9 protein-coding genes and 1 pseudogene are annotated in these 16,179 nt (G+C 39.4%); 1 reads left to right on the top strand and 9 read right to left on the bottom strand.

What is annotated here, in order from left to right:
• Positions 1 to 33: 33 nt before the first annotated feature.
• The 6 genes and pseudogenes from bgaA to miaA all read right to left on the bottom strand — a co-directional run.
• Positions 34 to 6,535, bottom strand: a pseudogene (bgaA, locus tag ACLV7H_RS03520) (LPXTG-anchored adhesin/beta-galactosidase BgaA); the annotation flags it as partial.
• Between the two features lie 245 nt (positions 6,536 to 6,780).
• Positions 6,781 to 7,536, bottom strand: a complete 756-nt coding sequence (locus tag ACLV7H_RS03515; RefSeq protein WP_411866381.1) for an SDR family NAD(P)-dependent oxidoreductase — start codon at positions 7,534 to 7,536, stop codon at positions 6,781 to 6,783.
• A gap of 20 nt (positions 7,537 to 7,556) precedes the next feature.
• The gene (gene rnz, locus ACLV7H_RS03510) at positions 7,557 to 8,486 is read right to left on the bottom strand and encodes a ribonuclease Z (RefSeq protein WP_411866380.1); all 930 of its coding nucleotides are present in this window, start codon (positions 8,484 to 8,486) and stop codon (positions 7,557 to 7,559) included.
• 14 nt (positions 8,487 to 8,500) lie between these two features.
• Positions 8,501 to 9,124 carry a cystathionine beta-lyase gene (locus ACLV7H_RS03505; RefSeq protein WP_411866379.1) on the bottom strand — a complete coding sequence of 208 codons (624 nt, stop codon included), beginning with the start codon at positions 9,122 to 9,124 and terminating at the stop codon, positions 8,501 to 8,503.
• Complete coding sequence (gene hflX / locus ACLV7H_RS03500; protein ID WP_411866378.1) at positions 9,117 to 10,355, bottom strand: GTPase HflX; 1,239 nt, start codon at positions 10,353 to 10,355, stop codon at positions 9,117 to 9,119. The genes ACLV7H_RS03505 and hflX overlap by 8 nt, the downstream gene beginning before the upstream one ends.
• Positions 10,348 to 11,232: a tRNA (adenosine(37)-N6)-dimethylallyltransferase MiaA gene (gene miaA / locus ACLV7H_RS03495; RefSeq protein WP_411866377.1), complete on the bottom strand. Its 885-nt coding sequence runs from the start codon at positions 11,230 to 11,232 to the stop codon at positions 10,348 to 10,350. Before miaA ends, hflX begins: the two co-directional genes overlap by 8 nt.
• 120 nt (positions 11,233 to 11,352) lie before the next feature.
• Here miaA and ACLV7H_RS03490 point away from each other — a divergent pair, with 120 nt between their 5' ends.
• Positions 11,353 to 11,523: a DUF3042 family protein gene (locus ACLV7H_RS03490; RefSeq protein WP_045592164.1), complete on the top strand. Its 171-nt coding sequence runs from the start codon at positions 11,353 to 11,355 to the stop codon at positions 11,521 to 11,523.
• Between the two features lie 423 nt (positions 11,524 to 11,946).
• Here ACLV7H_RS03490 and ACLV7H_RS03485 read toward each other — a convergent pair whose 3' ends face one another.
• The 3 genes from ACLV7H_RS03485 to ACLV7H_RS03475 all read right to left on the bottom strand — a co-directional run bounded on the left by ACLV7H_RS03485 (position 11,947) and on the right by ACLV7H_RS03475 (position 15,794).
• Entirely contained in the window at positions 11,947 to 13,491 is a 1,545-nt protein-coding gene (locus tag ACLV7H_RS03485) for an ATP-binding cassette domain-containing protein (protein ID WP_195594894.1), read from the bottom strand.
• Positions 13,484 to 14,680 carry a radical SAM protein gene (locus tag ACLV7H_RS03480; RefSeq protein WP_195593803.1) on the bottom strand — a complete coding sequence of 399 codons (1,197 nt, stop codon included), beginning with the start codon at positions 14,678 to 14,680 and terminating at the stop codon, positions 13,484 to 13,486. The genes ACLV7H_RS03485 and ACLV7H_RS03480 overlap by 8 nt, the downstream gene beginning before the upstream one ends.
• A gap of 223 nt (positions 14,681 to 14,903) precedes the next feature.
• Positions 14,904 to 15,794, bottom strand: a complete 891-nt coding sequence (locus tag ACLV7H_RS03475) for a helix-turn-helix domain-containing protein (RefSeq protein WP_045592172.1) — start codon at positions 15,792 to 15,794, stop codon at positions 14,904 to 14,906.
• Positions 15,795 to 16,179: the final 385 nt, after the last annotated feature.

Raw genomic sequence — 16,179 nt, 5'->3', positions numbered from 1 at the left:
TCTCTTCACTTCGTCTTCTGGAAGGGCAGTCCCTGGTTTTGTTCCAACCAAGACGATGCGGTCTGTCGGAGCCTCTACCACTTCGCGAAGTTTTTCTTCTTTACTTCCATCAGGATTAATCGCTGTAAAGATACGTTCTTTACCAACTTTTCCTTCTTGTTCTACACGAGTTTTTCCTAGATACAGCGTTGAATCCTTTTTCTCAACTGTCTTGTATGCCAAATCGTTTTCAACAAATTCGAGTTTTGGAAGTTCTTCTTGTACAGCAGCAACTGTCTTCTCAGAAACTGGTTTTTCCTTGGTCAACTGGATACGGTATTCCTTGACTTGTTTTCCACTTTCTGAAACAAGACGAACAAGTACTGGAAGGCTATCGTCTCCGCTATCTACAACCGTTGAAGCTACTTGATTGCTTTCTTCGACTGAAACTTTTGGACGTTGTCCACTATAGGTTACTTGATAGTCTTGACGATTTTCAGCGAAATCAGGAAGTTCTTTTCCATCTACAAGAATCTTCGATTGAGTGCTTTCTTGAGGCAATTCGCTTGGAGCAAGGAAAGTCATCTCAATTATCGCAACACCCTTCTTATCCGCTTTACGCTCCATACGCCATCTCATGGCTTTGGCTTTCACAGCTTTAAAGGTAACGTTAATTTCATCACCGGCTTCAATGTCTTTATCCGCACGATAAGGAACAGCTTCCCAATTTTCTGGATTATTGAATGGATGGTCTACGTTGTAGGCTTGGTAGTTTGAATAATAGGTTGGCACTTCAAACTCTGGACCAATATAGCGTTCTAAAACAAGTTTAGATGGTTCATCCATACCACTATCTGCAAAGAAATGAAGTTTGGCTTGAGCAACAGTTCGTTCTACAATCTTACCATTTTCACGGAAAATAACACCTACTGAAACTTCTGGATTAGCTGAAGGTGTTGCTGACCAGTTTGTCCAACGACGACTCTCATCCTGATTACCATCATTGATGTAATCAATTCTATCTTTTGAATGCTTATCAATATCATTAGTAGCAGAGGCAAAAGCACGGTTTCCATTTTCATTGTAGTTAGGGTTATCTGAGAGAGCCTCACCTAGTTTGTCTGTGACTCGTACAGAGAATTCCGCAACGAGGTCACTACCAAGGACATGGCCTCTTACAGTAAATTGACCTGCTTTTGTCAGATTTTCTTCTGGAACTTCTTCCCATTCAACTGCCAAATCTTTAGTTTCATAGCCGTCTTTACCTGTGAAGTAAACCGGAACCTTCGTTGGCAATTCAAGTGGTTGACCTACTTGTACCAAACATGCTTGTTTAACCGTAGTAAGAGGTTTACGAGAAAGTAAGTCTTTGTCCTTAGTGAAATGTAGACGGTATTCTCCTAAGACGTCGCCATTTTCAGCTTTTGCGATGACACGGACTGGCTCACCTTCACGAACGCTTGGAACAACCGTCGCAAGACCATTGTTGCTAACACTTGCTGTTACTGCCGGAACTTTTTCATCTACAGACTCAAGGTAGTAGTCCGTCAAATCAGGGTTGAAGTTTGGCAAATCTTTGCCGTCAACTTGGATTCTTGTCTGTCCTTGTTTGGCTGCTGCGACTTGTTTCGCAAAGATTTGCACTTCTGTAATAGACGTTCCAAGTTTGTTGTCTGCTCTCACCATACGAATACGGACAGCATAGGTCTCAACTTTATCAAAGCTGAAATGATTCATTTCTCCAGCCTTGAGTTGAGCTGGGGCTTTGAGATTGCTTACCTCTTTCCAGTTTGCAGGATCGTTAAAGACATGATTTTCAGTTTCAACAAAGCTAGGGGTTTTAGGTGCTGTTGGGACAGTCTTACCAACATAATACTCAATCACATAAGATTTAGGAACACCTACTCCATGGTCTTCGTGGAAGCCAATGCTTAAGTTATCAACAGAGCGTTTGCTCAAGATACCTGAATCTCCGAATAGGACACCAACTGAAGCTTCTGGATTAGTACGGTTCCAGTTTGTCCAACGGTTGGCTGGTAGGTCATTAAAAGAAATCAATTTATCGTTGACATTTGAAACTGGGTCGCTTGGATTTGAGTCTGAAGCAAAGGCAAGTGGCAATTCTGAACCGGTCCATTGGTCAGAAATATTTGCTCCCTTCTCAGTTTGAGCAGACACACGAACATGAAGTTTGGTAGTTAATTGCGTACCTTCTAGGCGACCATTAACTGTAAAGACACCTTCCTTGGCGTATTGGTCTGGATGAATCGTATCCCAAGTAACCTTAGCAGCTGAAACGTGACCATTTGAATCGTAGGTACGAACACTTTCTGGTAATTGTGGCGCTTCTGCGATTGGTGTTGTCACGCTGACTTCTTCAACCGAAACAATACCTTCTACAGAGACTTTAGCACGCGCTTCAAGGTCAAGACCTTCAACTTTACCTAGCCCTTCAAAGGTTTGATAGGAGTCTAGTTTTTCTTTCGGAATAGCTTGCCAAGTGACTTTATGAGTTTTAGGGAAACCTTTGTCATACTCAACAGTTACTGTTGTTGGAAGAGTAGGTTCTTGATGCAAGTCTGTCACTACATTTACTGGACGGATAGATTGCGCAACCTTCGTCTCAGTATTGGCTTGGATAGTGAGTTCAACTTGGCCTTTAGCTCCCTCATATTCCGCTTTCAGAGTGACTACTCCTGGCTTATGTAACTCAAGCATTCCTTTACGAACTGCGACTTCCCCTTCACCACTTGTAGAGAAGGTTACTTTATCAGCTGGTAAAACTGCTTGTGTTCCATCTTGATAGTGAGCGAGTACAGACAATTTGACTGTTTGATCTTCTTTAAGACCGTCAGCTTGCTCTACTTGTAAGCTCAAGTGGTCAATTTTTGGTGCTTCTTCAAGGAATTGAATTGCATAGGTTTGAAGAGGGCCACCATCTTTTGGTTGAACATAGATGCTTGCGCGCATGCCGTTTGCTGCACTTGCTTGGACTACAGTAACATCCGCATTTTCAGCACTTGCTACAACTTCTGGCAAGGATGCACCGTAAGCAAGAGTTCGATATTGCATTGGATTTTGAGTAGTAAGACCAGTGACAGATTCACCACCTACAGTTACATTTGGTGCTACAGGTGCTGCAACATCACCATCTTCTACTACAAGGGTAGCGTGAATAGTCTCACCACCCAGTTGGCCAGTCATTTGAATACGTGATCCTGCAACTGACAGTTTAGCTTTATCTGCTTCCGCAATCTCCCACTTATCAACTTCGTATTCTTGAACGCTTCCATCCGTAACAGCAATAGAAACGTATTTGTCAACAGCTCTCAAGTCTGTTCCTGGAGCAACACGCTTAACAGTTGGAAGCTCATTTGCGATTGCTAGAATTTCGACACGAGCCTCAACTTCGCGTCCGTCTGCCATACCTTTAACAGTCACAACTCCTGCTTGGCTCACATCAACTGAAGACCAAGTTACTGGACGTTTTTCACGACTGCCATCACTGTAGATAAAACCGACTGTCTTCGGCATTTTTGGATCTTTCTCAATAACAGTACGTACTTTTGGCACCTCTGTACCTAAAACAGTCTTTTCTTGTCCTTCTTTCTTACCAGTAAAGACGGTGACTTGGTCCGATTTCAAGAGATCTGAATGGGCTGTTAATGTGAATTTACCTGCTTGTTCAGTTGATTTGACAATGGCAACACCTTTACCGTTAAAGGCTCTGCGGATCCAAGAACCGTCTGGTTGCGCCTTGTAGCGTTCACGGCTGGCTTGTTCCCCATTATCGACACCGACCAGTTGACCTTGTCCATGCAATTGGAAACGAACCAGATTATTTGCAGTTGGTACAACATTTCCTTCACTGTTTACGATTTCGTAGTAGATGTAAGTCAAGTCTTTTCCATCTGCTGCGATTACGTGTTCTTCCTTGACGAGGCGAACTCCTGCTGGTTGGCCTGCAGTAGTGATCTTATTACGTGCAATTTCTTTACCAGCTTCATCACGAGCTACTGCTTCTAAAGTACCTGGTTGATAAGCAACCTTCCACTCAAGGTAGAGTTCCTTGGCATTGGCACCTTCTTGGTAAGTTCGTCCATCGCTAGTTTGTTTTTTGTTGAAGGTCTTAACTCCGAGAGATTGACCGTTCAAGAACAATTCAACACTTGCAGCATTAGAGTAAGCGCGAACTGGAATTTTTCCTTGTGCATCTTCTACTTTAGAGGCCAAGTCTCTATTCTCCCAGTTCCAGTGAGGAAGGAGGTGAACCATTGGTTTCTTCTTAACAGAAACCCATTGGCTTTGGTAGAGGTAGAAGTCATGTTTTGGAATACCCGCTGTATCTACAATACCAAAGTAAGAACTCTTAACTGGTGTATGGTTTTGGTTGTGCCATGGTGTAGGCTCCCCAATATAGTCTGTACCGGTCCAGATAAATTGTCCTGCGTAACCAGCATTGTCACGATCAAAAGTCCATGAAGCGGTTGCAGTTTTACCCCAACCAACACGGTCATTTCCATAATCGGACTGTTCGTAATGACGCTCAGGTCCGTTACTATGTTTCAATTCCTGTTCAGGGCGATAGTAACTTCCACGTGTACGGGTAGCAGAAGATGTCTCAGAACCGTAAATCAACCAGTTAGGATGTTTTGCACGAAGAGCTTTGTAGTTGTCTTCAGAATAGTTGAATCCAACCGCATCCAGTTCATCAGCAATTTTCTCATGTCCACCACTACCATTACCGAAACGGAACTTATCTGCTCCCATGGTAACGTAACGAGTCTTATCAACATCCTTGATAACTTTGACCAAACGTTTAACAGTTGCTAGAGAGTGAGCATCCCCATTAGCTTCACCGATTTCATTACCAATTGACCACATGAAGACAGCTGGGTTATTTTTGTCTCTTTCGACCATGGTACGAAGATCGTAGTCAGACCATTTTTCACCTTTTCTTGCTTCTGGGTGAGTGGCATCTTTTTCAAAGAAACGTCCGTAGTCATAAGGTTTCTTGCCATTATACCAAGTATCAAAGGCCTCTTCCTGAACGAGTAAGCCTAGTTCTGCAGCGATTTGCAATGTTTGCTCACTAGCAGGGTTGTGGGTTGTACGGATGGAGTTGACCCCCATCTCCTTCATTTGTTTGAGACGACGATATTCTGCCTTATAGTTTTCTTCTGCTCCAAGCGCTCCGTGGTCATGGTGCAAGGAAACGCCATGGAATTTAATGCGTTCGCCATTCAAAGAGAAGCCTTCATTTGGAGTCCAATGATAGTAACGGTAACCAAACAGATCCTTCTTAGCATCCACCAATTGACCATCACGGTAAACACGCGTAATCAATTCGTACAAGGCTGGTTTGTCATTTAAAACTGTCCAGAGTTTTGGTTGTTCAACTTCTAAAATAGCATCAAGACTTGTTGATTCATGTGCTTTCAAGGTACGACTCGCTGTACGAACCAAACCCGTTACAGCCTGACCACCACGTTCAACGATTTGATACTCTGCCACCAGTTCATGGTCTTTATCGTCTGTATTAACGATTTTGCTGGTCACATGCGTTTCAACCTTGCCATGTTGCTGTTGTTCTAGTTTTGGTGTTAAGATTGTTGTTCCATTCTTCTCAACATGAACCTTATCTGTCACTTGCAAGGTCACATCACGGTAGATACCACTACCAGAATACCAACGGCTACTTGGTTGTTTGTTGACTGCATGGACAGCAATCACATTCTCACGACCATCTTTGTGAAGGTATTTGGTAATATCATATGAGAACTGGTTATAACCATTTGGATAATGCCCCACTAACTGGCCATTGACATAGACTTGAGAATCCATATAGACACCATCAAAGGTCACACGAACATTTTTCTTAAGGTCTTTTTCATCGAGCTTAAAGGTCTTGCGATACCAAGCTTCACCACCATTGAGCTGTCCACCTTCATTTTGGGCAGGGGACTGATGGTCAAAATCGTTAAAGATACTCCAGTCGTGTGGGAGATCCAATTTTTGCCATGTTGATACATCGGCATCTGGTTTCACAGCTTCTTTAGGATTCGCATTGAGTTTAAAGTGCCAATTTTGATTAAAATTCACTTTTCTGTCTTCAATCATTTAATTTACTTCTTCATTTGTCGCAGCTTTCAAATCTTCCTTAACAGGTTTTTCTTGACTTGAAGCTTGAGATTCTACCTTAGGATCATTTTCTTCAGGTTTAGAAGATGCTTTTTCCTCTTTAGGAGTTACAGGTTCATCTTCTTTCATCTCTGGTTTACTTGCTTCAATAGCAGTAGCTTGACTTTGGTTGAAACTTGCAGCATCCTTGCGCTCTGCTACAGCTTGATTTTCTTTTTCCTCCACTGCCGGACTTTCCTCTTTTGCTTGTTCCACAGTGTGAGCGATAGGAGTTTCATCGGCAAAAACTGGTGGATTCTCCAATGACACTTCTTCCAAATAGAACCACACAGGTTCCAATCATGACAGAGCAAGCGCCTACGGCAAACTTACGAATGCTGTAGACTCTTTTACGATTCCATTGGCCTTTTTCCATAAAATAACTCCTTCGGTAACTTTTATATATTGCACAGCAAGTTACTTTTAGGATTCTTTAAACTTTATTTTATAAGACGATATAGGAAATTTCAATACCCTAAACACAAAAATCCTATTTTTGATTGTTTTTTCTAAAATTTGTAGAAGATTCGAAAAAAGTGAATGTAGATTTAGAACAAAAACAAACATTTTTTTGGCACTCAGTTAGATATTATAAAAAAGTTCCGTACAAAAGGAACTTTTTTACTTATAATTAAAAGTTTCTCCTGCCAACTTATCAGCTAGCTTTGGAAAGAAAGTATAAAACTTATGAGCTAGATTCAACAAAACTGGAAGATTGAGTTCTCGTTTATTTCTCCCTATGGTTTTGACAATCTTTTTAGCAACCGCATCTGGTTCTAAGAGAAATCGCTCAACAGACTTGAGATAGCTGCCATCTGGGTCTGCCTGGTCAAAAAATCCAGTTCGGATTGGTCCTGGATTGACCGTAGTCACATAGATACCATAGGGCATGAGTTCAAGGCGTAGAGCGTTGGAAAAACCAATAGCCGCAAACTTGGTCGCTGAGTAGAGACTGGATTTCCCTGTAGCTATCAAACCTGCCATGCTGACGATATTGATGATATGGCCTTTTCGGTTTTCTTTCATGCGAGCTCCAAGACGACGAGACAGATTCATCAGAGCAAAGGTATTGACCTCGAACATCTGGTGAATGTCTTTGTCAGAAATCTTGTCAAATTCTTCAAAAATTCCATAGCCAGCATTGTTAATCAAGACATCAATCTTGCCATAACGGAGATGGAGATCAGCTACCAGAGCTTCTAGGGCTGAGTCATCAGTAATATCGATTTCAATTAATTCCACATGAGGATGATTTCCATATAGTTGGGCTAGTTTTTCCTTGTTTCTACCTAGCAAGATGAGTTGGTCATTTGGCAAGAGTTTGACCATTTCTTGGGCTAAGCCTCCGCTAGCACCTGTAATGAGAATTGTTTGCATACATATCCTTTTTCAATCTTTTAGATTTCCACTTCTTCCAAGTCTTTGACGACATGAACATTTTCAAAGACACTAGCAGCATCTTTCTTAAGCTGACTAATATCCTTTGATAGGAAGCGGGCACTGATATGGTTGAGCAAGAGGCGTTTGACTCCTGCTTCTTCCGCTACTTGTGCAGCCTGCATATTGGTTGAGTGACCGTGATTGCGGGCAATTTTCTCATCGCCCTTGCCATATGTGGACTCATGGACTAGGACATCGGCGTTAACAGCCAGACGCACACTAGCATTGGTTTTGCGGGTGTCACCAAGTATGGTGATAATCTTACCAGGACGGGGAGCTGAGATATAGTCTGAAGCGTTGATTTCAGTCCCATCTTCGAGAACAACATCCTGACCGTTTTTGATTTTTCCAAAAAGCGGGCCAAATGGGACGCCAGCTGCCTTGAGTTTTTCAGCATCCAATGTTCCTTCAAGATCCTTTTGCATGACACGATAACCAACGCAGAAAATAGTGTGGTTCAGCTCCTCTGCATACACAGTGAATTTATCGGTCTCAAGGATTTTCCCTAGAGAATCTTGGTCAAACTCATGAAAATGAATTCGGTAAGGTAGACGAGAACCTGACACACGAAGACTGGTTAAGACAAATGACTTGATCCCTTGAGGTCCATAAATATCCAAATCTGTCTGCTCTTCATTGGCCTGAAAAGCACGGCTAGAGAGAAATCCTGGCAATCCAAAAATATGGTCTCCATGCAAGTGAGTGATAAAGATTTTGCTTACCTTGCGTGGTCGAATTGTGGTTTCCAGAATACGATTTTGCGTTCCTTCTCCACAGTCAAAGAGCCAAACTTCGTTAATCTCATCCAAGAGTTTCAGGGCGAGGCTTGAAACGTTGCGGGCTTTAGAGGGCTGACCAGCCCCCGTTCCTAAAAATTGAATATCCATTTGATACTTTCTAATTAATCAATATATAACATGGCTGTGCGGTTTTCCGATCGGAAATAGCGCTTGCCAGAAAAAGCAACAGCTTCTTGTAATAAATCCTCTTGACTATAACCTTTGAGACGCTTGCGACCATCAGCTAAACTTTCCAAATCAGTCAAAGCTGTGAGACTTTTTACGCTAACAACTTCCTCGTCCCCGACAGACTTCATGTAAATCTTTCCAGACTCCTCATAGACGAGCTGATGAGGGAAAATCTGAGCAATTTCAAAGAGCAAGTCAGCAGTGATTGCTTTCTCAGTTTCTGAGAAAATCCTTCCCAGTCCTTGACTCTCATAGCAAAAGCCAAAAGATTTGCCAGATAGATTGAGGCGGATAAAAGGCTTATTTTCAAAGGTGAAACTTGGCTCAGCATTGTAGAGATTCAGTTCATGACTGAGTTCTGCAAAATAATCCGTCGCAGCTTCAGGACTCTTTTTCTGGTAGAGTTCAGCAAAGTAGGCATTGACGACACTAGGCGGAGGGGTGATGAGAGCCAACTGCTCTTGCTCTGTTTTGCCAGCTAGAAGTTGATCCAGATAGACCTTATCCAGACTTGTATAACCCCCATACTTTAGAGCCAAGGTTTTAATATCAGTCATAAAATTCCTCTAACCTCCATTTGTTTTTCTCGGAAATGTAGCCTGTAATCACTTCTCCATCATCTTGGTAGTCACGATCTTCAAGAATCGCTACACTTTCCAAATCATGAATCTTGTAGGACTTAGAAAAAGGCACCCGTAGAGTAAAGGCTTCAAAAATCTCCTTGATCTTCTCTAAAAACAAAGCCTGCAATTTCTCACGACTATCCTCGGACTTGGCAGAAATGAGGGCATACGGCGTTTGGGTAGGCATGAAATCCTCCACCAAGTCAGCTTTATTGTAAAGAGTCAGGCGAGGGATATCCTCCATATCCAAGTCTTTCATGATAGACAGAACCGTTTTTTCATGCTCCTCGTGATAAGGATTGCTGGCATCGATGACATGAACCAGAAGATCCACATGCTTGCTTTCTTCCAAGGTTGACTTGAAACTGGACACCAATTCAGTCGGCAAATCTTGGATAAACCCAACAGTATCAGTCAAGGTAACCTGTAGATTGCCCCCAAGATGGATACTCTTAGTCGTCGCATCCAGAGTCGCAAATAGCTCATCTGCTTCATACTGGGTCTTACTGGTCAAGGTGTTCATGATAGTTGACTTACCAGCATTGGTGTAACCAATCAAACCAATCTTAAAGGTGCTTGATTCCAGACGCTTTTCTCTGACTGTCACCCGATTTTTCTCAACCACCTTGAGCTGGCGCTCTATATCTGTAATTTGATTACGAACACTACGACGGTTCAGTTCCAGCTGGCTTTCACCAGGTCCACGGGAACCAATTCCCCCAGCCTGACGGCTGAGCATAATTCCATGACCAACCAAGCGAGGCAAGAGATACTTAAGCTGGGCCAAATGCACTTGGAGTTTTCCTTCATGGCTTCGAGCCCGCATGGCAAAGATATCCAAAATCAACTGCATACGGTCAATGACTTTTACTCCGAGAATTTCCTCCAAATTGACATTCTGCCTTGGCGTCAGACGGTTGTTGACGATGACAGTGCTAATTTCTTCGGCATCCACCATTTGAGCGATTTCTTCCAACTTACCAGAGCCAACAAAAGTCTTGGAATCATACTTTTCCCGTTTCTGTCTGTAGCTATCGACTACGACTGCCCCAGCTGTCTTAGCCAGACTGGCCAACTCTTCCATGGAGAGGTCAAAATTGTCCATGCCCTGTAATTCCACACCAATTAGCAGAACGCGTTCCTCTTTTTTCTCCGTTTCAATCATTTAAAAACTCCTCAATCTGGCTTAGAATACGCTCTTTCACGCCAGACTCTCCTATCTGATAAAAGGTCACCTGCATGCGATTACGGAACCAGGTCAACTGACGCTTGGCAAAACGACGCGTAGCCTGTTTGAGACTCTCGCTAGCTTCCTCGAGAGTCTGCTCTCCACGGAAATATGGAAAGAGTTCCTTGTAGCCAATGCCTTTGGCAGCCTGCACATCTGGATAATAGTCAAAAAGCCACTTGGCCTCATCCAAAAGTCCAGCCTCAAACATCAGATCCACTCGGTGGTTGATACGTTCATAAAGCTGACTTCGCTCATCATCCAAGCAGATAATCAGTGGTTCATAAGGACTTTCCTGATTTTTCAAATCCTGACCAAAATGGACAATTTCCAAGGCACGCATGGCACGACGACGGTTAAACTGGGGAATTTCAAGGCCTGCTTGCTTCACGAGATAGGCTAATTCCTCATCTGAGTAAGGCTCCAAACTAGCCCGGTAGGCTACAATCTCCTCATGAGGTGTCTCCCCACCTAGATGGTAGCCTTCCAGCAAGCTTTGGATATAAAGCCCTGTTCCACCAGCAATAATGGCTAGCTTGCCACGGCTTTGAATATCCTCAATAGCCTTCTGAGCTTCCGAAACAAAATCAAAAGCCGAGTAAGACTCGGTCACCTCTCTGACATCAATCAAATGATGAGGAACAGCTGCTTGCTCCTCTAGGCTAGCCTTGGCCGTACCAATATCTAACCCTCTGTATACTTGCTGACTGTCACCACTGACGATCTCTCCACCAAAGCGCTTGGCCACTTCAATAGCAAGGGCTGTTTTCCCAACAGCAGTCGGTCCAACAATCACAATTATTTTTGTTTTCATCTTTTTTCCTTGAAAAATTTCCATTTTTTCGTTACTATTATTATATCACAAAAAGGTCGGTCAGAAAAATGCTACCACTTAAGGAGCCTGGCTGATCGGAAAGATAAAGGAGGAAGACTCATGGCTAAAGGATTCGCTAAAGGTCTTGTAACAGGTGTCGCAGGAACTGTCGCTGCCGTTGCAGGTGCAGTATACGCAATTAAAAAGAAAGTGATTGAGCCAGAAGAGCAAAAAGCAGCTTTCGTTGAAGAAAACCGCAAAAAAGCAGCTCGCCGTCGCGTATCACATTAAGCAACAAAAGAAGTTGGGGATAAACTTAATTTGAGGAGAATGCCCAATAAATATTTCCACAATAAAACACATAGTATCAGGTATTCAAAAAAACTGATACTATGTGTTTTTTGATTTCGACGACTTTTAACCCATACTTTATAATCAAAAAGTAGAAATCGAATTGATAAATAAAGTATGAATCTATATTACGAAAGTTAGACAGAAAATTTCATGATTGAGGTGTAAATTAAATATGTTTGCTACTATTCTTTACTTATATTATTCATAAAAAGGTAATATTGAATCTATTAAATTTACAATATCAGATTTTGTAATAACGTATATATACACAATGATGTTAACTGTCAGCCAAATGCAAACAATTCGCGTACTAATAATTTTACAAATGAACGAGACATACTTTCCTCTTTTTATTGATTGTCACTGAGACAAATTAATTACTTTGTCGTATTGTGCAAGTGTCTCCTCATCATAATGGTGGATTACCTCAACCAAGGTTTGTGGAAGGGTCAATAAGATATTTGAAATTTGTTTTGAATTCACTTTATCAAGATTGGCTTTAACCTCGTCTGCCAAAATCAGATCACTATTATGATACAAACTGCGAGCGATTTCTATACGTTGCTTTTCCCCACCAGAAAGATGATTTCCATAAAGAAGATGTCCCTTTAAAAATTCTAGATTTACTCGATTAAGAATCAGGTCCATCTTTATATTATCCATCGACTCTCCAAGGGTAATATTCTCCTCAAGTGATAATCCATCAAAAATATAGGAATCTTGTAAAATATAAGAAGCTGATTTGGCAACTTGCTCTTGATTTAAGATCTGACCAGCATAAGTCACCTTCCCCAAATCTGGAGATAGTTGCCCATAGATGAGGTTAAGTAAGGTTGACTTACCACAACCACTTGCACCTATTAGAGCAATTTTTTCTCCTTTTTTAATTTCAAATGATAGATTTTCAAAAAGTATATTATCTTCAAAACTTAAACTGACGCAATCAACTAAGATAGGAAAAAGTGATGTTGAAGACAGGTCATCTGTTTGTATAATCGCATCTTGAAGTAGAAAATCATAACGATTCCTAAGCTGTTTGCTTGATTTATAGGTATTGATAAAATATGACAATTCATTGAATTGATAGCCTATATTATGAGATACTAGATAAATTGCAACAAAACTAGCTCCTGACAAGTAATTATAATAAGTCATTATACCACCGATAATGATGGGAACTACCGAACAAAATGCGTCAATACTATTAATGAGAATATTATTAATCGTACGTTGTTGTTCATAACGAATGTCCTGCTCAATTCTCTTTGACAAGGCTCTTCTGAAAATAGAATAGAAGAAATCCATAGCACCGTAATTTTTAATCACACTCTCTCCACCAATGATATTCGTTGTCTGAGACAAGTACTCCTGATTCGACGTCGCTTTTTCCTCAGAAATAAGGGCTAATTTTTTACTACCTATGCCACTACAGAGTGCAGGCATAGAGTAAAAAAAGATAAATATCCAGCCCAACCAAAAATTTGTTGTCAATGCATATACAATGGAAACTATTGTAAAACCAACGGAGGAAATAATAATGACTGCTGGTTCGAGATAAGACGTTTCTAATTGTTTGACATCGTTTTCAAGATTGGATAGGATATCCTCTTTTTTACTATTTTTATTATATAGAAAATGCCCAAACAATTTATATTTCATGATCCAAGTGAAATCTGCTACTAACTTGGCATAATAATACCTTTTCCCAGCCAACCCAATAAGAATAAATAAATTACCAATTATACCTACAGCAAGAGCTATCCATAAATCATCCAGAATCTTCTTTTCAAAACTGGCTATAATCATCGATACCAAGGTTGGTGTGATGATAGCCTCTAACCACGTAATAGCAATGAAAATAAAATAGAGCACCAAATGTTTTTTTGTGATGAACTTTTTAAGCATATCTAATGAACCTTTCAAAATTGTTAACTAATTTTGTTAAACACTCTTTATCCTTACTCAATTCAATAATTTTATAAATACAGTATTCCATTAAATCTTGTTTTTTACACTCAATAAATTTTCCTTCTTCAGAAATAATTGATGAATAGCCATCAATCATATTTGCGACACATTCCATGCACATTCCTCTACACCAACAATCTTTACACTTAGAAAAGTTATCCTTATTATTGAATTGTGTAACTTTATCACTGCTATGGGTCCCCCAAAATCTAAAGCAAGATTTAGTTGATCCATCAACATCAAATGTTATTGTTGTTTCTGGATCAATATCATCACAAAACGATTCTATCTTACTTTTAAAAATCATTGAAAGTAGCACATCATAAACAATCGGGCTAATGTAGTTTTTAACATTATTATTGATAATATCTTCGAATGACTGATCGATAAATGTTTTTCTATTTTCTTCAGTCATTTCCATTTCTTTAACTATTAGAATTTTATTTTTGCTAAATACATTATTGATATTAAATCTAACACCCATATCAGTAAAATATCTATAGATATCCCCTTTTTGAAATCCAAGTTTTTGATGCATCCGCGTGTAAGTAGAAGCGACTTCAAAATTTTCGTAATCTATTTCTTTTAAATACTGAATAAAATTCAATGTTCGTCTATGACTTCCCTTGCCTCTTAACTTATCGTGAATCAATTGTGGGCCATCAAGGCTAACTGTTAAAAAAGGATGATAATTGTTAATCATCATTTCAACTTTCTTATTTAAGATGGTACCATTTGTCACAGTTTCAATTTTTTGAATCTCAATATTTTTAGATAGCTTTTCAATAATATAAACAAACAAATCAATATTTAAAAACGGCTCGCCTCCAAAAAGGATTAATCTCTTGATACATTGAATTCTGCGAGAGACTAGCTGATCAATAATTTTATCTGCTGTATCAATATTCATCAGTTGATTCATCATTCCGTAATTACCACCATCAGCATAGCAGTATGTACATGAAAGATTACAGTTATTTGAAATATTGATTACTACTTTTTTTAAAATATTATAATCGTTTTCTTTTTTGATATTATTATTCAAATCATCTATTGAAGTTGATAAAGTAAAGGTTTCAGAATTAAAATAAAGAGTATCAGATTCTGTAATAAATGCTTTTAACATAATTATTCCCCCTATATAACATAGAGAGGGAATAAAAATCTCTCTCACAATAAAAATAAGATAGTCGTTACCGACCTCCACCACAAGAATGACTAGGGCCGCAATCATGAATAACATAGGCTGATTTATTGGCTAGTAATTCTTCCAAATCGATAATTTTGAGATTATCCATTTTATTATCCTCCTTTATTTGATGATATGATTATATCATTCAATAGTTCAGTCAAAATTTCTTTCCCATATCTGCTTGATGACTGTCCTCCCCTAAAACTTTTTTTAAATGTCCTTCATAAATCTTTGCTAAGTGGTTACTGCCTGCTAATTTTATTGCTCCAATACATTTTTTCATTTCAATAATTGCAATCTTATTTCCGTTTTTTTGATAGCGATAAAGGTTTTGAGCATAGAGAAAAATGAGTCTTTCATAAATTTCTATCTCGATAAAAAAGCATTGTTTCAATTGTTTTTCAAAATACAAAGCATCCATAAACTTTTTCTTTTCAATACAGGTAATATAAGCATTAAGCAACATGGTTGAAATCAGGCGTCGATTAATAGGAATTTCTTTATAAAAATCTGATCGTCTAGACATTTCTCTTGCTAAAACCATAAAAACATCATGTTTTAGAACATCCAAAGTATTCATGAAAATCAACAATTCATAATATCCCCAATATTCAACACCAAATAGATAATCGGTTAAATCATTCAAATCTGTTTCATTATAGTATTTTTCTCCCGATAAATCCTGAAGACGAATTTTAACTAAAATGGTATTTATATGATGAAATTTCTCTCGTTTTCCTTCATTTTCCATTTGAGATATCAACAATCTCTTCATCCCTTCAATGTCGCGAGTCGTTACATATTTCCTAACCTGAGCTAATAGTTCATTTAGTTCATCACGATGAAAATCATGAACGGCATACATAAATTCATCAATTGGCATATTAATTTCATTTAGAATATGTATAAACTTTGAAATGGTTAAATCCGTTTCTCCTTTTTCGAAACGTGAAAGCTGAGATGTTGATATACCAGCCTTCGTGAGATCCTTTAACCGCAATCCTCTTGATTCTCTAAACTTTTTAAAAATTTCTCCAAAATTTTTCATTCTGAACCTCCATCACGCATATATGGGAATATATTTTATTCACCCCAATAATAACATATAATAAAAAAAAACAAAAGTGAGGATTACACATGAAAAAACAAAAAATATTACCACTCCTACTCTTTTTACTAGAAGGAATTATTATTATCGGAGTTGGATAATCTTAATTTCTAAGGAGAGTTTTGCCTAGACTGCTCAGCGATAAGTACGGCTGAGCGCCGGCTATAGTTTGGAGGCAGGTAATGTACGTAACAGTCAGGTATTGCCTGCCCTCTTTAGCTAGATAGAAAACATCAAACTTTCTTACATTATCGCGAATTCCAGTTACAAAACTCCCATTAAACTTAAGTTCTTACTGAATTAAGACATCACTCCTATCTCTCCT

Source organism: Streptococcus oralis (genome assembly GCF_965111685.1).
Taxonomy (GTDB): domain Bacteria; phylum Bacillota; class Bacilli; order Lactobacillales; family Streptococcaceae; genus Streptococcus; species Streptococcus oralis_B.
Note: the sequence above shows the minus strand (reverse complement) of the source record. Positions and strands in the feature narration are given on the sequence as shown.